The organism is Brevibacillus antibioticus (assembly GCF_005217615.1).
In the GTDB taxonomy this organism is placed as follows: domain Bacteria; phylum Bacillota; class Bacilli; order Brevibacillales; family Brevibacillaceae; genus Brevibacillus; species Brevibacillus antibioticus.
In genome coordinates this window covers 4,024,797-4,040,445 of the sequence record NZ_SZNK01000001.1, presented here as the reverse complement: position 1 = coordinate 4,040,445, position 15,649 = coordinate 4,024,797, and the positions used below count along the sequence as shown (strand labels likewise).

17 protein-coding genes and 1 pseudogene are annotated in these 15,649 nt (G+C 45.2%); 12 read left to right on the top strand and 6 right to left on the bottom strand.

The window, feature by feature from the left end; translation table 11 throughout:
- Nucleotides 1-21: 21 nt before the first annotated feature.
- The 3 genes and pseudogenes from E8L90_RS19255 to E8L90_RS19245 all read left to right on the top strand — a co-directional run.
- Nucleotides 22-516 (top strand): annotated as a pseudogene (locus E8L90_RS19255) (DUF6933 domain-containing protein); the annotation flags it as partial.
- 190 nt (nt 517-706) lie between these two features.
- On the top strand, nt 707-1,324 hold the full coding sequence (locus E8L90_RS19250; protein ID WP_137030847.1) for a TetR/AcrR family transcriptional regulator: 618 nt from the start codon (nt 707-709) through the stop codon (nt 1,322-1,324).
- Nucleotides 1,325-1,336: 12 nt separating this feature from the next.
- Nucleotides 1,337-1,870 (top strand): GNAT family N-acetyltransferase, encoded by a 534-nt coding sequence (locus E8L90_RS19245; RefSeq protein ID WP_137030846.1) that lies wholly within the window; start codon nt 1,337-1,339, stop codon nt 1,868-1,870.
- Nucleotides 1,871-1,924: 54 nt separating this feature from the next.
- Here the strand turns inward: E8L90_RS19245 and E8L90_RS19240 are convergent, their stop codons facing one another.
- From E8L90_RS19240 to E8L90_RS19230, 3 genes are all read right to left on the bottom strand, one after another.
- Nucleotides 1,925-3,679 carry a DUF4179 domain-containing protein gene (locus E8L90_RS19240; RefSeq protein WP_137030845.1) on the bottom strand — a complete coding sequence of 585 codons (1,755 nt, stop codon included), beginning with the start codon at nt 3,677-3,679 and terminating at the stop codon, nt 1,925-1,927.
- A complete protein-coding gene (locus tag E8L90_RS19235) occupies nt 3,676-4,233 on the bottom strand; it encodes an RNA polymerase sigma factor (RefSeq protein ID WP_137030844.1) in 558 nt (185 codons plus the stop codon). The genes E8L90_RS19240 and E8L90_RS19235 overlap by 4 nt, the downstream gene beginning before the upstream one ends.
- 246 nt (nt 4,234-4,479) lie before the next feature.
- Nucleotides 4,480-5,550, bottom strand: coding sequence for an SMI1/KNR4 family protein (locus E8L90_RS19230; RefSeq protein ID WP_137030843.1), 1,071 nt, complete (start codon nt 5,548-5,550; stop codon nt 4,480-4,482).
- Nucleotides 5,551-5,582: 32 nt separating this feature from the next.
- Here E8L90_RS19230 and E8L90_RS19225 point away from each other — a divergent pair, with 32 nt between their 5' ends.
- The 3 genes from E8L90_RS19225 to E8L90_RS19215 are packed head-to-tail and all read left to right on the top strand — an operon-like array spanning nt 5,583 to nt 7,285.
- Nucleotides 5,583-6,338, top strand: coding sequence for a metallophosphoesterase family protein (locus E8L90_RS19225; RefSeq protein ID WP_137030842.1), 756 nt, complete (start codon nt 5,583-5,585; stop codon nt 6,336-6,338).
- Nucleotides 6,286-6,672, top strand: a complete 387-nt coding sequence (locus E8L90_RS19220; protein ID WP_137030841.1) for a hypothetical protein — start codon at nt 6,286-6,288, stop codon at nt 6,670-6,672. The genes E8L90_RS19225 and E8L90_RS19220 overlap by 53 nt, the downstream gene beginning before the upstream one ends.
- A 13-nt stretch (nt 6,673-6,685) precedes the next feature.
- The gene (locus E8L90_RS19215) at nt 6,686-7,285 is read left to right on the top strand and encodes a pentapeptide repeat-containing protein (RefSeq protein ID WP_137030840.1); all 600 of its coding nucleotides are present in this window, start codon (nt 6,686-6,688) and stop codon (nt 7,283-7,285) included.
- A 39-nt stretch (nt 7,286-7,324) separates the two neighbouring features.
- On the opposite strand, the gene E8L90_RS19210 is transcribed toward E8L90_RS19215, so the two are convergent.
- Complete coding sequence (locus E8L90_RS19210; protein WP_137030839.1) at nt 7,325-8,941, bottom strand: DHA2 family efflux MFS transporter permease subunit; 1,617 nt, start codon at nt 8,939-8,941, stop codon at nt 7,325-7,327.
- Nucleotides 8,929-9,378, bottom strand: coding sequence for a MarR family winged helix-turn-helix transcriptional regulator (locus E8L90_RS19205; RefSeq protein WP_244297300.1), 450 nt, complete (start codon nt 9,376-9,378; stop codon nt 8,929-8,931). The genes E8L90_RS19210 and E8L90_RS19205 overlap by 13 nt, the downstream gene beginning before the upstream one ends.
- Before the next feature lie 275 nt (nt 9,379-9,653).
- Between E8L90_RS19205 and E8L90_RS19200 the strand changes: the two genes are divergently transcribed.
- From E8L90_RS19200 to E8L90_RS19185, 4 genes are all read left to right on the top strand, one after another.
- Nucleotides 9,654-11,375 carry an amidohydrolase gene (locus E8L90_RS19200; protein ID WP_137030837.1) on the top strand — a complete coding sequence of 574 codons (1,722 nt, stop codon included), beginning with the start codon at nt 9,654-9,656 and terminating at the stop codon, nt 11,373-11,375.
- A gap of 282 nt (nt 11,376-11,657) precedes the next feature.
- The gene (locus tag E8L90_RS19195; protein ID WP_137030836.1) at nt 11,658-12,113 is read left to right on the top strand and encodes an SMI1/KNR4 family protein; all 456 of its coding nucleotides are present in this window, start codon (nt 11,658-11,660) and stop codon (nt 12,111-12,113) included.
- A gap of 210 nt (nt 12,114-12,323) precedes the next feature.
- A complete protein-coding gene (locus tag E8L90_RS19190) occupies nt 12,324-12,779 on the top strand; it encodes an SMI1/KNR4 family protein (RefSeq protein WP_137030835.1) in 456 nt (151 codons plus the stop codon).
- A gap of 184 nt (nt 12,780-12,963) precedes the next feature.
- The gene (locus E8L90_RS19185) at nt 12,964-13,428 is read left to right on the top strand and encodes an SMI1/KNR4 family protein (RefSeq protein ID WP_137030834.1); all 465 of its coding nucleotides are present in this window, start codon (nt 12,964-12,966) and stop codon (nt 13,426-13,428) included.
- A gap of 387 nt (nt 13,429-13,815) precedes the next feature.
- Here E8L90_RS19185 and E8L90_RS19180 read toward each other — a convergent pair whose 3' ends face one another.
- Nucleotides 13,816-14,124: a DUF3139 domain-containing protein gene (locus E8L90_RS19180; protein WP_137030833.1), complete on the bottom strand. Its 309-nt coding sequence runs from the start codon at nt 14,122-14,124 to the stop codon at nt 13,816-13,818.
- A gap of 295 nt (nt 14,125-14,419) precedes the next feature.
- On the opposite strand from E8L90_RS19180, the gene E8L90_RS19175 reads away from it, so the two are divergent.
- Together E8L90_RS19175 and E8L90_RS19170 are read left to right on the top strand one after the other, a co-directional pair.
- The gene (locus E8L90_RS19175) at nt 14,420-15,121 is read left to right on the top strand and encodes an MBL fold metallo-hydrolase (RefSeq protein ID WP_137030832.1); all 702 of its coding nucleotides are present in this window, start codon (nt 14,420-14,422) and stop codon (nt 15,119-15,121) included.
- Nucleotides 15,102-15,578 carry a GNAT family N-acetyltransferase gene (locus E8L90_RS19170; RefSeq protein ID WP_137030831.1) on the top strand — a complete coding sequence of 159 codons (477 nt, stop codon included), beginning with the start codon at nt 15,102-15,104 and terminating at the stop codon, nt 15,576-15,578. Before E8L90_RS19175 ends, E8L90_RS19170 begins: the two co-directional genes overlap by 20 nt.
- The last annotated feature ends 71 nt before the right edge of the window (nt 15,579-15,649 follow it).

The window sequence follows — 15,649 nt, the reverse complement described above, 5'->3', positions numbered from 1 at the left end:
CTCTAATACTCCAAAAAGCTTGCAGAGGAACTACCTATAACATTATCCGATAAGGAGAAAATGGTTTCACAGCCACTATACAGAGGGCACTCTCACCTGATTTTACTGAATCGCAGGAAGTGTGTAGCCGTGATGAATAATGTGACCAGGTACAATTTCATCCTCTATGGGTTAAAGAAAGCAGACTTTAAACGATTTGATCAGATATTTTTGGAAAAACTCTCTGAGAATCTTATCGCGGATGGTATAGAGCAGTCGTTAATTCAAAAGTATTTGTATCATGCTGGTGAGGCCACTTTCACACAGACAAGTGATAGAAGCATTATTAGTCAATGGAACGACACGATTTTGTTGGCAAGATACGATATGGAGAATAACGTAAGGGAAATCGGCGTAGAGGAATTGAATCAAATCAATCGATTGTCGAATCGACATCCCATGTCTAAATTGCCGCAAATATTTCCACGCGATGAGATGCAACACGCGTTAGAAAATTTATCGATGGCTAACACATAGAGGAGAGTCATTTTAGCAGCTGATATAGGCAACAGAAGAATTACGAGCATCCGCATACTCTCATGAGTAGGGAGGATGCTTTTTTCTATTTTATTTATTGAAAACCGACATTAATGTCGGTTATAATTTTGTTGCGAAGAAAAAACGACATATATGTATATTTTGTTCAAAGGAGGTAGACCCAAACCCCATGGCCCCAAAAGTAAGCGACGAATACAAAAGCAAAAAGAAAATCGAACTACTGCAAGCGGCAAAACGTGTGTTCCTCACAAAAGGCTATACTCGGGCCACTATGCAAGACATCATGGACGAGGCTGGTGTATCGCGGGGAGCCTTGTATGCCTACTTTGATAACCTGGAGCACTTATATTTGGAGCTGCTGCAATTCGAGGATCAACAGGATGCACAGTTTTTCGCTCCTGTTGCCGGCGAAACGTCTTGGCAGCAAATCACCAAATGGGTTAACAAACAGCAGGGCGAGATCGAGAAAATCGAAGAGACACTGTCCCAAGCCAACTCAGAATTTTTCCTATCACTGAAAGATCAGCAAAAGCGGCAGAGCTATCCATACATCACGACTCGCTATGAAAAAATGGTGGATGTGTTGACAGCTTTCTTCGTGCATGGGACAGCGACAGGTGAGTTTACGCCACAGCTTTCACCGGAGGCAATCGCTCGCTATCTCATTTCGGTTATCGATGGACTGATGCTGGATACCGCGCATTTGGGCGCAGAGAAAACAAAGGTGTCGGTGCAGATGGAAGCACTGTTGTTTTCGTTGAGAGCGATGCTGGGACCGACTCAATAAGGAGGGGTATCAATGTTGTTTCAATCAGAGAGAGTTTATCTGAGAAAAATGACGGGGGAGGACGTGGATGTCTACCACACGTGGAGAAATGACGTGGAAGTCATGTGGACAACGAATCCGTCTATGGACGTCTTTACCTGGGACGATACGAACGGGTTTGTGAATCAGGTCATCCTGCAAGGAAGCTCCTCGAAGAGCTACATGATCGTAGACAGCCAAACCAATCGACCGATCGGGATTACCTCCCTCATTCAAATCGACCTGAAAAACCGCAATGCGGAATGCATCATCGATATTGGGGAGAAGGAGTATTGGGGAAAGGGGTATGGACGAGAAGCGCTGAAGCTGCTGCTGGATTATGCATTCTTGGAAATGAATCTGCATCGTGTATCGCTTCGGGTCTTTTCCTTTAACGAAAAGGCGATCAGGTTGTATGAGAGGCTCGGATTTAAGCAGGAGGGGATCTCGCGGCAGTTTTTGTTTCGAGAGGGAAAATGGCATGATATCGTCCACATGGGGATTTTGCAACAGGAATATATCTCGTAAAAAGAAGGCTGGCGGTACGAAGGGTACCACCAGCTTTTTGCGTATGAAGATCCCTTATTTTCCGGTGTAAATCGGTGCTTCCCACTGTACATTTTTGTGTTCAACCATTCGTTTGTCGGAAGTAATGATCAACTGCTTCGGCAGGGTTGTGAGGTTTTTTAAGAAGATCGTTCCTTCAAAAATCGCCCGATCGTTTTTATACTCAGTCTTATTGATTAAGTAGTCGATGTCTTCATACTTTTTCCCGGTCTCGTCTGTAATGGTCCAGTATTGGTAGGGACCCATAGCGGCAGTATCTGGAGAGAGAGTTGCCTCGAATGCCAGATCGTAGCCTTCCAATTTCGTGGTAGTCCCATCGTCGTTCACGCGGTGATGGCCGTCATAGCCTTCAAAATCAACGACTGCGTTTGGATCCTTTTGATATTTTTTGAAAGTAAACTGATCTCCCTGGTCTTCCACTGTAATGACTTCTTTCTTTTCGAGGCGATTGGTGTCCAATTTCGCGTTAAGCTTAGCTGTTTCCTCTGTATATACAGACCCGAGCTTGAAGGTGAGGCTTTGGCTTTCGTCGATTGGTTGGAAGTAGTGGAAGTCTCTTGTTCCATTTTCAGTAGAGCGGGTATGATCCCATTTCAAATACGGGATGACATTGCTTTGTTTGCTGGCTTTACGGGTGACAGCATCGGAATCCCAAGCGGCGACAACTGTGCCCTTTGCATTGACTAGCTCGTAGCTGTATTCTTTTTGCTGGTTATCCGTATTCGAGCGATCTACGACCATTTCCATCCCACTCGGTGCAAACGTCATCTGTTTTATGTCCAGCTTGAGCCCTTGCGGAGTCGTGTATGTTTTGTTGATCTCATGTGTCTTCGTCGCGGCCTTTGCCTTTTTCATGTCAACAGGTACGGACAGCTTCCAGTTTCCTTTGATGTCGTCCAATTGTTTAATGTTGAACTCTACAATCAGCTCGTCCGGAATTTCACTGATATCAGCAAAGTAGCTGCGCAGCTCACGATTCAAGGACATGGTACCGGTATCTGTATACATAACATTGTGCCAATCTTCATTTGGTCTGCGAGTGTCTTCATTTGCAGATGACTCAACAGGCTTCAGTACGTTCCCTTGTTTGTCTTTGATTGTAATGACTTGCTCCTTCTTATCTCTTCTGATCATTTGGCTCAAAAAACCGTCCGTCGGCTTACCGTTCTTGTCTTTTAAAGAAGCTGCTATGCTAATACGCAGCGGGTCAGCGACCACTTCATGCACGGTAAAAGTGAGGCCTTGGTCGGTCGCACTTACCTCAACGGACTGCGCGAATCCATTCTTGGCTGCTTGAGCAATTCCTTTGTCCGCTAATTTTTGCAGGAAGCTATTGCTCACAGGTGCTACAGGATCAGCCTTGCCAATCGGGCTGTTCGTAAAAGCAGCATGGACATAACTGGCAAAGGTCGGGGAGACGAGCATTCCTCCCGAGACGACGATGGTTAATGCAGCGGCGGCAAGCGTCATTCTTTTCATGATCGTGATACTCCTTTGTTTCCACGCAGGTGGTTGATGTGAAGGGGTTGCAGGGTTCAATACTCTCACGGGATGAGGGGAGAGCATCTGAATAATCTTTTGATCCATATTTGCTGAGAGGGAGTTTTCCCACATCGTTTCTTCTGTTTGGTGCAGCTCATCGATCCATAGCTCCAGCTGGTGTTGGCAGTGTGTGCAATGATCGAGATGACTTTCGACATTTCGTTTGTTCACTGGCGTTAAACGATCTTCCATGTAGGCGATCAGCTGTCTTTGCGTAAGGCAATTCAAAGCGGGGTACCCCCTTTTTTCTCCGGCTTGCTTAGCTGGTCTCGCAGCTTTTTCCTGGCATAGGAAAGGCGCATTCTCACGGTATCTACGGACAAAGATAGTTTGTTGCCGATCTCTCGGTAGCTTAAATGCTGGAGATAATGCAAAGCGAGAATCGTCCTGTGGTTCTTGTCCAGTGCCATCATCTGCTGGCGCAAAGCATGACGCTGTTCTTTTTCCAGATAATCTTCCTCCGGGATCGGACATTCGTCTCTGACCTCGACATCCATCTCCGTTACGGAAGGCATCCGCTTTCTTTTTCGCAGCTCGTCAATCCCGCGATTGATCGCAATTCGATACAGCCAGGCAGAAAAGGAGCAATTGGGTTTATAATCTGGCAGACTGTAGTACGCCTTGATAAAAACCTCCTGCACCATGTCTTCGGCATCATGAGAATGATGGAGCGTGCGCTGGAGAATCGAAGCGATTTTTCCCTTGTATTTATTGACGATCAGAGCATAAGCCTCTTTATTTCCTTGAAGAACCTCCGCAATGACCTCTCGATCGTCCTGCATGTTTGTTACCTCCTTGCAAAAAGGTGCTGCGCAGCTTTCCTTTTTGTGAAAAACGTTTCGACGTTTTTCATGAAATGTAATCTGACCGCTTGCGGTCAAGCAAAACGGACTAAACCGTTTTGTCGTTCACTACTATAGACGAAAACGAGGGTGCCCCCCTCTCAAACTTTTTTTCATGATATTTGAAAATAGCATAGGAAGAGGATGCCTCTCTTCGTTTGATAGAAGGGCATCCTCTTTCAATTTTTACCGTGTAATCCGATAAACCTCGCCACTCAACCGTCCTCGAATTTTATAAACCTCGCCGACGGAAACGGCTATATCCTTCACACCTTTAATCAAAATTTCTTGCTCCAGTCCTTCCACGTACAGCGGGAAGTGATTTCCACCAATATCGTGTGTAAATAGTCTGTTTACACGCCCGATGACCTCGTGCAAGGAGCGCTTTCCAACATGTGTAATGGATGGTTCTGTACGTTTATCCACTTGGGTTACTTCCAAAACACTGTATGATATATGTTCCATGTACAAGGAGACAACAAGGTGATCGTTAACCTTGGTATGCTCTGAATATCCCCCCTCCAGCATGAAATCGCCCGGGCAAAAATATTCAAACTGAAACAAAAAGTCATTGTTCAGCTTACGTACGTGCAAATCCCTAACATTTCCGCCCAGCTTCACATCGGTAATGACGCATGCAAATCTGTCGTTGTGTTCCAAGTAGGCTAATCTCTGCGTCATCTGCTGATTGAGCCATTCTAGATAATACTCCGCAAACGAATCACTGACGAAACGTGCACCCTGTCCATTACAAGTATCGATGTAGTACAGCTTTCCGGCAAGCTCACCTGATACAATCATGACAATAAAATACCCGCAACCATCGTTATGTAGGGTGATGGTGCCGTGAAGTGCCTCCGTAATCATCTGATCATATCCATCGTCCGTAATCGTATCGTCTTGCGTTTCGTCTAAATCTTCGTCAAAGCAACTGTTGCATTTGTCCAAGGAAAAGGGGAGACTCATATATTCTAAGCCAACCGTTTTTCGTAAGCTTTCTTCCAAACATCTCTTTGCATGTGACAAGGATAAGGGGAACTGTTTGGCACGTGTCCCACCATTTCCGATATGGAGCAGGAAATCTTTGTAGTCTTGCGGTAATACTATGTGAGCCGATGATTCGAACTGTTCGATTTGTTCCCATGTCAATTGTTCATTCAAAACATACGGACAATTTCCGTCATAGAGGCTGTGGTATTGATCCAGCATTTCTTCGACCTTTATAATAAACGCGCTTTTGGGGGCGGTATCTTTCATCCTATCTAGCACCTCAATCGTAAAGGAGTAATATGACCTTGAGCCAAAACAACCATTCCATCGCGGTGATCTCCGACATACACAGCAACGCCTATGCATTAGAAGCTGTTCTGAACGACATAGATTCCCGCGGAGTGGAGACCATTGTGAATTTGGGCGATACCTTATTCGGACCGCTTGATCCGATCAAAACGGCAGAGCTCTTGATGGAGCGAGCTGGAATCATCCACATCATGGGTAATTGTGACAGATATTTACTGGAAGAGCAAATGGAGTCCATCACTTTCCAATACGTGAAACCACTGCTTACACAAGAAATGCTCAGCTGGATCGGGTCATTTCAAAAGCAATGGGCACAGGATGATCTCTTATTTTGCCACGGGACGCCTTTTGCCGATGATGTCTATTTATTGGAGAATGTCGCTCCATATGGGATAGAAGACAAAAGTGCGAATGCGCTAATGATTGAGCTGACAAGTATCCAGCAGAAAGTCATTTTTTGCGGACACTCTCATGTGCCCAAATCCGTATGGCTCCCAGATGGCAAGCTCGTAGTAAATCCGGGGAGTGTCGGGTTGCCAGCGTATTTTGAAGAAGCGCCGTACCCGCATTCGATGGAATCGAAAACCCCGCATGCCAAGTACGTCACGGTAAAACCACAAGGTGGCTCGTGGCTTGTGGAGCATGTATTGGTTCCGTATGACTTCGAGAAGGCAGCGAGGAGAGCGGAAGAAAATGGGCGCAGAGACTATGCGCATGCGATCCGAACGGGAAGAGCAGAGCTGTAGAATGTCGATCTGTGCATTCATACTCGAAGCACAAAATGAGTGGGAGAGCAGCTTTTTCGTGCCGATTGCAACCGAGTCATTTTTCAAACGCTGTTGGCTGCCTGCGATTGAAGCATTAGGATTACGCTGGACAGCCATATTTCCAACAGGCATCGATGTGGAGGAGCAGGATTTGTCAGTGGTCATGGAGGAATTGAACCTGATAAAAGCCTGGGCAGCTCATCATTTGGCTGATGAAGAGGATAGGATGAGGCTAGTAGAACGAATAGATTGGATTTGTGAAAAATTGCCGCAAGCTTTCCAACGAAAAGAAGCCATTTTGTTTATCGGATAAGGCAGGGGTTTTCATGAAGGACGATATCATCAAAAAATTAGATTTGCACAAGCAATGGATTGATTCGATTGGGAAAACGGGTGAGAGATTAGTCGTCGATGAAGTAGATTTTCGCTCCATAGATGTAGCAGAGTACCCTTTGGACCAATCTCGTTTGATCGCCAGTACTTTTGACGGGATGAATTTAAAGGATAAAGATCTTTATGCAGCGCATCTATACTCCTCTACGTTTCGATCAGCGAATTTAGAAAACGCTATCTTCATCAAAAGCGAAGCGTCTTATGCAGACTTTTCAAATGCTAATTTACAAAAGACAAACTTTGTTAAAAGCTCTTGCTTCGAAACGGTGTTTGTGCGCGTCGATTTGCGGAAGGCAAAATTAGTAAATGCTCTCTTTTATCAGGCAGATTTTAGAGATGCCGATTTACAGGATGCAGATATCCGTGATTCTTCATTTGAAGAAGTGTTATTTAGAGGAGCGCAATTAAAAGGAGTAACCGGTTTAGAAGAAGCTACTATCATAAGTATTAATATCGGTATCGTCGAGCAACCAGAAATTCTTGCAGGAGAAGACGCGAGAAATTGGCTCATACAGCAAATCCATACCCCATGAAAAAAAGGAAGAGGACAAGCGCCCTCTTCCTTTTCCCTATTAAGCCTTTCCTGCTTCGCCCTCCGGCTTCTGTCCCATCTTCCCACTACGCAGTGGAATTTCCTTCAGGAACAGCGCGATGATGACTGCGATACCTGCTACAATCGCCCCAGTCAAAAATGTAGTCGTAATTCCATAGCTCATCGCTTCCCGGATCATATCCAGCATGTGAGTAAATAGTGGCTGTAAATCCGGTGGCAAACTAGCCAGCGCGGCTTCAATTTTCGGCTGATCCAACAAATTTTGCGGATTCGTAAAGAGCGACAGCTTCTCTGCCAGGGCAGGATCGGCTGCTGCGGGATTGTTCCCTTGGCCCATGGCTCCTGACAGTTGCGTCATTTTCGCAGACATGCTGGCACTCATGACGGTTCCCATGACAGCAATTCCAATGGTCCCACCGAGGTTGCGGAAAAGCTGCGACGTTGCTGTAGCAACGCCCAATTGCTGCGGTGCGACTGCATTTTGCACGGTCAAGGAGAAGACTGGCATCGCAATCCCAATCCCCAAACCGAGAATGATCATGTAGATCACGAGCAGGTAAATCGGTGTAGCTGGGGACATGAAATACATCAGCACCATACCCAAAGTCATGACGGAAAGTCCACCCAGCGCCATCTTTTTATATTTTCCCGTCTTGGTCATGATTTGTCCGGCGATTGCGGAGGTCGCGAGCAGGGCAATCGACATCGGCATCGCCACATAACCGGCCATCGTCGGAGAGATGCCTTTGACCCCTTGGACAAAGAATGGCACATAGATAATCGCGCCCATCATCCCGGCATTGAGGAAGAATCCGACCAGATTGGAGACCGTGAAAATACTGTTTTTAAACAACCCCAGCGGAAGCACGGGAGTTTTTACCTTCTTTTCAACCAAAATAAATACGATCAACGAAACGACTGTTGCGGCAAGCAAGCTGATGATTTGCCACGAACCCCAAGCGTGTTTGCCTGGACCATTTCCAGCCCAAGAGAAGGCCAGCAGCATCGGCACGATGGTGAGCGTCAGGAACAGCGAGCCGAAGTAGTCCACAGACTCTCCTTCTTGCTTCGATACTTTTGGGAAATGAATCGTGATCAACAGGAAGGCAATCACGCCAATCGGTAAGAAGATCCAGAACACCCAGTGCCAGTCGAGATGGTCGACGATATAGCCGCCCATCAGGGGACCAAGCACACTGGATACGCCGAAGACAGCACTCATGATTCCGCCCCATTTTGCGCGCTCGCGAGGTTCGTACAGATCACCCATGGCGGTAAAAGCAGTGGACATGATGATCCCGGCACCCGCCCCTTGAATGCCACGATACGTAATCAGTTGAAAAATATCGGTAGAAAACCCGGACAGCAAGGCTCCGATACTAAACAACGCGATACCCGTCAAAATAAACGGTTTTCTTCCGTATATATCGGAGAGCTTTCCAACCAGCACAGAAGCGACAGTTGAGGTCAGCAAATAAATCGTAATCGCCCACGAATAGTAATCCATGCCACCCAGCTTCGAAATAATACGTGGCATGGCTACCCCAATAATAGTCTGGTTGATCGCGGCGAAAAACATGGCCGTAATAATCGCGATCATAATCGTCACTTTCTTTTTCTCTGTCAGCTGTTGCAATCTTGATGCTCCTCTCTTTGTTGTTCGATATTCTTCAGAACCTGGTGATAGATGCGGACTAAGTGTTGCTTGTCTTCAGCAGATACGCCTGCAAAAAACTGTTCAATCGTACTCCTCACCACGGCTTTGTATTGCCGCAGGATATCTTTCCCTTGAGCGGTTATGTCCAGTTGCACGACGCGGCGATCTGTACAGTCACGATTTCTCGTGGCATAGCCGCAAGCAATCAATTTATCAGCGAGACCCGTAACGGCTCCGGGGGTAATATTCATACGTTCTGCAATAGAAGATGCCTTCTGTGGACCGTTCATATCTAAAATTCGCAAAAGCATCGCTTGTGATCCTGATACGAGCGGATCGAGACGCTTGTGTGACTCAGCCGAAACTTTTCGTTGGAGTTGTATATAAAGTTCTTCAAAATTGACTTGGCTTTGCATCGTACCCTCTCCTGTTTTCATTACTTAATTATACATGTCATTAAATGTTTACCCACTAAAACATTTATGAGTATACATCGATTTATGAAGGAGAGTCAAATTAACCTTTTTCCAATTTGACCAATTCAGGTGGTCATTATGTGATCAATTTCGTCAAAAATCGGGGAAAAACACTATTTTTCGACCTGACTTCATGGAATTTTCAGAGTTGCGATGCTACAATCAGTTTTGGCATTCTTTTCATCTTAGATAAAATAGATAGGTGGGATTTTAACGTGTTTGGGAAAAAATTAACCAGCGCATTGCTCGCCATAGCGCTGATGAGCCCGATGTCGGCTTTTGCCGCCCAAGGGACAAAACAGCCAGCAGATGTCGTGTTAACAAACGGCGCGGTCTACACAGTGGACAATAAGAACAGCTGGGCAGAGGCAGTGGCCATTCGTGGTGATGAAATCGTCTTTGTCGGCGCAGATGAATATGCGAAAGCACACATCGGCAAGGATACGAAAGTAATCGATCTGAAAGGCCAAATGGTATTGCCAGGCTTTATTGACAGCCATACACATGCGAGCAAAACGACAGGCCTCATTTACTCCATTGATTTGTTTGAGGGAGGCTCTGTCGAGGAATACGTTGCGACCATTGAGAAATTCGTAAAAGAGCATCCAAACGAACCAACATTGCAAGGGCGCGGCTGGAGCAATCCAGTAGTGCCAGGTATCGGTCCGCGCAAGGAAGTATTGGATAAAATCGTGCCAACGACTCCAATCGCACTGACCTCCGACGATGGACATTCTTTGTGGGTGAACTCGGCAGCATTGAAGCTGGCTGGAATCACGAAGGGCACGACAAACCCTGAGGGCGGCATTATCGAGCGTGATCCGAAAACTGGAGAACCATCTGGAACGTTGCGTGAAAGCGCAATGAATCTGGTGCTCTCAAAAATCGGCGGATACACCGTCCAGCAATACAAGTCCGGGATTGAAGCCTACCAGGAAAAAGCGGTTGAACGCGGTGTAACGACAGTGCGCGACCCGGATATGCTGCGCTATCCGAACGTATTGGAAGCGTACGAGGACCTCGCGAAAGAGGACAAGCTGACCATCCGCTTCCGCAATGCATTGACAGCCAATCCGGAAAAAGGGCCTGAGCAGGTCGCAGAATTCGTAAAAATCCGTGAGCGCAATCAAAATCCGCTATTCCAAGTGAATGCCGTCAAAGTCTTTTTGGATGGAGTTGTGGAAGGCGCAACAGCGTACTTGGAAAAGCCGTATGCTCATAAGGAAACAAACGGAGAATTGATTTGGAAGCAAGATGTGTATAATCAAATGGCTGTGGCTATCGACAAGGCAGGCTTCCAATTGCACGTCCATTCCATCGGAGATGCTTCTACCCGCATCGCACTGGACAGTATGGAGCTCGCTGAAAAACAAAATGGCAAGCACGATGCTCGCCACTCGCTTGTTCACTTGCAATTGGTCAATGAAACAGACATCGAGCGCTTCAAAAAGCTGGGCGCAGTCGGAATCGTGCAGCCATTTTGGTTTATGCAGGAAGAGGGCTACTACGATGAGATCGAGGTACCGTACCTGGGCCGTGAACGAGCAGCAAAAGAATACCCGATGAAGAGCTTCCTGAAAAAAGGGGTTCATGTAGCTTCTTCGTCTGACTACATCGTAACGCCAGAATTCAATCCACTGCACGGCATTCAACAAGGCATTACCCGGATCGAGGAGGGTGTAACCGACCCGAGCAAAATTGCCAACCCAGACGAGCGTGCGACGCTTGCGGAAATGATCGCCAGCTTCACGATTGATGGTGCTTACGCCAACCACGTGGATGACATCACAGGCTCGATCGAAGTGGGCAAGAAGGCAGATCTGATCGTGCTCGATAAAAACTTGTTTAAAATTCCGGCCACTCAAATCAAGGATGCGAAAGTCGTGCTGACCTTGGTTGAAGGGAAGGAAGTCTATCGTCAGAAGGAAGCAAAGTAAGAGGGGAAAAATGGTCGACCTTGTTGAGACTGCTGTAAAAGTGGTATCTCTCCCTAAATGCGAAACGAGCCTAGAAGCGATTCTACAGGCTCGTTTTTCTTTGGATGTTTTTTGTTCTGATAGGAAGAAATGGACTTTTGCAGGGGCTCTCCGATTGGGGTAATAAAGCCAATGCCTCAAAAGTTTGGGAGCATTTACGGGATATGGTGCAGGAGACAACCCGTGTACTGATGAAATAATTGATTGATTTAATGTAGTCAAGGAGGAGGAGGGACAATTCAGATGTTGAAGGAGCTCATGATAAAAATTAGCAAAATAACGGGTATGCAATTTGTACAAGCCTCAAAAGAAGAGATTGAAAAATTAGAGTCACTCAATTTACCTGAAGATTTCTCTAACTATTTTTTGTCATATAATGGGACTAAAAAGTTTAACCTAGGGGATTTAAGGCTATGCTCAATTGCCAACGTACTGGTGGAAAACAATGAATTGGTTCCTGGAAGAGATGTATCCAAATACGGGTATATTGTTTTTGCTTCTAACTCACTGGGAGATGCCTACTGCTTTGACCTGAGCAAAGAAGGGATTGAATACACGTTAGCTAACACCCCGATAGTCATGTTCGATCACGAAGAAGACTATGAGATCATGAATAAACAGCAAGTCAGTGAGTACGCAGAAAAGATTGCTGATAACTTAGTGAAGTTTTTACAGGAGGAGTTGAAGGAAAGGGATTAGGGGATACGAACTTCTCTCCCTAAACGCGTAACGAGCCTAGAAGCGATTCTACAGGCTCGCTTCGCGTTTTTCTTACAACTTGATACCTCCACCAAGAGATTTTCATCGAAAACGGTGTCACCTTGGTTTACGGGATCTGGTGCAGGAGACAATCCGTGTACTGATGAAGAAACTGAATAATATAAGAGTAATCAAGGAGGGACCATTCAGATGTTGAAAGAACTAATGACAAGAATTAGCAATCAAACAGGTGTGGAATTTGTACAAGCCTCAAAAGAAAAGATTGCAAAACTAGAGTCGCTTAATTTGCCTGAAGATTTCATTAACTACTTTTTGACTTATAATGGAAAAAAGGAATTTGACTTAGGGGATTTAAGGGTATGTTCAATTGATGACGTACTGATGGAAAATTACGAATGGGTTCCTGGAAGAGATGTTTCCAAATGCGGGTATATTGTTTTTGCTGCTAATTTAGGGGGAGATGTTTACTGTTTTGACCTGAGCAAAGAAGGGATAGAATACACGTTAGATAACACCCCCATTGTCATTTTCGATCATGAAGAAGACTTTGAGATAATGAGTAAGCAGCAAGTCAGTGGGTACGCTGAAAAGATTGCTGATAACTTAGTGATGTTTTTACAGGATCAATTGAAGAAAAGGGAATAGAGACTGCTAAAAACAGTAAAAAATTTAGGGATTACGAACTTCTCTCCGAGAACGCGAAACGAGCCTTAGAAGCGATTCTACAGGCTAGTTTTTCTTACAACTTGATACCTCAACCAAGAGATTCTCATGGAAAAACGGTGTCACCATTTCATTTAAGTGTAGTCAAGTAGGAGGGATAATTCAGTTGTTGAAGGAGCTCATGACAAAAATTAGCAAAATAACGGGTATGCAATTTGTACAAGCCTCAAAAGAAGAGATTGCAAAATTAGAGTCACTCAATTTACCAGAAGATTTCACTAATTATTTTTTGTCATATAATGGGACTAAAAAGTTTAACCTAGGGGATTTAAGGATATGCTCAATTGCCAACGTACTGGTGGAAAACAATGAATTGGTTCCTGGAAGAGATGTATCCAAATACGGGTATATTGTTTTTGCTACCAACTTAGGGGGAGATGCCTACTGCTTTGACCTGAGCAAAGAAGGGATAGAATACACGTTAGATAACACCCCCATTGTCATGCTCGATCATGAAGAAGACTATGAGATAATGAGTAAACAGCAAGTCAGTGGGTACGCTGAAAAGATTGCTGATAACTTAGTGATGTTTTTACAGGATGAGTTGAAGGAAAGGGAAAACAATCTTTAAAAAGGAAGCCGCGCTATAGAGACTGCTAAAAACAGTAAAAAATTTAGGGATTACGAACTTCTCTCCCTGAACGGAAACGAGCCTTTGGAGCAATTCAACAGGCTCGTTTTTCTTACAACTTGATACCTCCACCAAGAGATTTTCATCGAAAAACGGTGTCACCATGCTTGCAGGAATTAGAAACATTACACGAACGCATCCGCAAATACCCTTGAACGACCACTTTTCGCTAAATGAGCAGTACGATAATCGTAAAAGGGATCATCCCCGAAAATAGCGAAAAACGCCCGAAATTGAAGATTCAGACGTATGCTTTCATAATGCCTATTATCGGGACCAAATAAAGCTGAGGTGACATGGGATGGGGTAGTACCAGCGTCCGGGGACTCAATTATGTTTGTATTCGTAACCTTTGGGTTTAAGCGTTGAATGTAAAGTTATTATTTTTCCGTTTTTTTCAGTATAAAAGTATTTTACATCGGGTTCATCAGCAAAAATAACTTCTACACTAAAGAACGGAAGCTTCCCAAAAACGCCATCTACACTAACTATTGTTTTCTCATCAATATTTTTCTCGGTAATGAGATGTTGGCGTACCTGATTCTCTAAGCTTAACAAAGTTCCTTGAACATATATAACTGGAACAGAGATAAGGATTAAGCCTAGGAAAACGATAATCATTATTTTTTTGTTCATTTTCGTTATCTCCCAAAAGTGATTGTATATAGCCTTTGATAAACCACAATGTAGGAACGGACTACGATATAATTCACGTTCATCCAAAAGGACCCGTGATCGTTCTAAGTGGGGGTTCAACCGAGATATACACGCCGTATCTCGATTATACCCCAAATAAAGGGAAAATTATAAAGAAGAAGCTTTTTTTCCATATGTCTTCCGTAAATTCTAAACAGGAAGGGAGAGGATTCTCCCCTGCTTTTAGGGAATCATTCATACCATTCAGATTCAAGCAAATGTGGAGGTGTCCGATTTGACCCAAACAGAAGGAATCAAAACGATCAAACTGGAGATGAACGCGGGAGGCAATCCATTCGTCGTCCACACCGCAGTGCTATGGGATGAGAATGAAGCCATGCTTGTGGATACAGGCATCCCCGGACAATTGGAGCTGATTCAGAACGTACTGGAGCAAGAAGCGATTCCTTTTGAAAAGTTGACGAAAATCATCATTACCCATCAAGACCGTGATCATATCGGCAGCTTGCCTGAAATAGTAGCAGCAAAGGAAGGAAGCGTACAGGTGGTTGCTCACGAGGTAGCGATTCCGTATCTGGCAGGAGAAACACCCTTGATCAAAAGTGGGGTACTGGCTCCTCCGGTAAACGTGGATCATGCCGTACAGGATGGCGATGTTCTCCCTTACTGTGGAGGTATCCAGGTGATTTATACGCCCGGTCATTCCCCCGATCACATCTCTTTGTATCATCTTCCGAGCAAGACGTTGATTTCAGGAGACGCCCTTACAGCACAAGATGGGGTACTGATGCCCTTCAATCCCGAATTCACGCCAGATCAAACGACAGCTCTGCAATCGATCCGCAAACTGCTTGAGTTCGATATAGAGACGGTGATTGCTTATCACGGCGGCGTTTGTACAGGGGGTATTAAACAACGTCTAGCGGAAATCGTAGCAAAGGAGGGCATGGATTCAGATGAACATCCGCAGAGGTAAAGGACAAGAAGCAAACGAACTGAGCGAGCTAGCCTATCGCTCCAAAGCTTATTGGGGATACAGTGATGAATTCATGGAGGCCTGTCGCGATGATCTGACGCTATCATCTGCCTATATCGAGACGCAGGAAGTATATGTGCTAGAGGACGAGGGGAGCATCAAAGGCTTCATGAGTTTGGAAAAGGATACAGAGCAAGAGCAGTGGCTATTAGGCTATTTGTTCATGGAACCGGAGGCAGTTGGAAAAGGTTACGGAAAGGCTCTATGGCAGTATATGGTGGAGGTAGCACAAAAGCTGGATATCACAGTCATTACCATCCACAGCGACCCGTACGCAGAACCGTTTTACTTGTCGAGAGGGGCAAAGCGAGTAGGAGAAATCGCGTCTACCGTTTTCCCAGGCAGAACATTGCCGTTATTGGAAGTGGAAATCGAAAAGGGACGGAGTGTGGAATAGCTGCAGTCTATTCCAACCAGCATCAACGCTCAAGCATGCTTATAATGCTTGGGCTTTTTACGCTTCCTTTC

What these genes read in the sequence shown, in the direction of transcription:
- E8L90_RS19235 (WP_137030844.1), bottom strand. Translation starts at nt 4,233, where the DNA reads ATGCAGGACGATCGAGAGGTCATTGCGGAGGTTCTTCAAGGAAATAAA.
- E8L90_RS19205 (WP_244297300.1), bottom strand. Translation starts at nt 9,378, where the DNA reads ATGCAAAGCCAAGTCAATTTTGAAGAACTTTATATACAACTCCAACGA.
- E8L90_RS19245 (WP_137030846.1), top strand. Translation starts at nt 1,337, where the DNA reads ATGTTGTTTCAATCAGAGAGAGTTTATCTGAGAAAAATGACGGGGGAG.
- E8L90_RS19220 (WP_137030841.1), top strand. Translation starts at nt 6,286, where the DNA reads ATGGGCGCAGAGACTATGCGCATGCGATCCGAACGGGAAGAGCAGAGC.
- E8L90_RS19190 (WP_137030835.1), top strand. Translation starts at nt 12,324, where the DNA reads ATGTTGAAAGAACTAATGACAAGAATTAGCAATCAAACAGGTGTGGAA.
- E8L90_RS19180 (WP_137030833.1), bottom strand. Translation starts at nt 14,124, where the DNA reads ATGAACAAAAAAATAATGATTATCGTTTTCCTAGGCTTAATCCTTATC.
- E8L90_RS19215 (WP_137030840.1), top strand. Translation starts at nt 6,686, where the DNA reads ATGAAGGACGATATCATCAAAAAATTAGATTTGCACAAGCAATGGATT.
- E8L90_RS19230 (WP_137030843.1), bottom strand. Translation starts at nt 5,550, where the DNA reads ATGAAAGATACCGCCCCCAAAAGCGCGTTTATTATAAAGGTCGAAGAA.
- E8L90_RS19225 (WP_137030842.1), top strand. Translation starts at nt 5,583, where the DNA reads ATGACCTTGAGCCAAAACAACCATTCCATCGCGGTGATCTCCGACATA.
- E8L90_RS19250 (WP_137030847.1), top strand. Translation starts at nt 707, where the DNA reads ATGGCCCCAAAAGTAAGCGACGAATACAAAAGCAAAAAGAAAATCGAA.
- E8L90_RS19195 (WP_137030836.1), top strand. Translation starts at nt 11,658, where the DNA reads ATGTTGAAGGAGCTCATGATAAAAATTAGCAAAATAACGGGTATGCAA.
- E8L90_RS19170 (WP_137030831.1), top strand. Translation starts at nt 15,102, where the DNA reads ATGAACATCCGCAGAGGTAAAGGACAAGAAGCAAACGAACTGAGCGAG.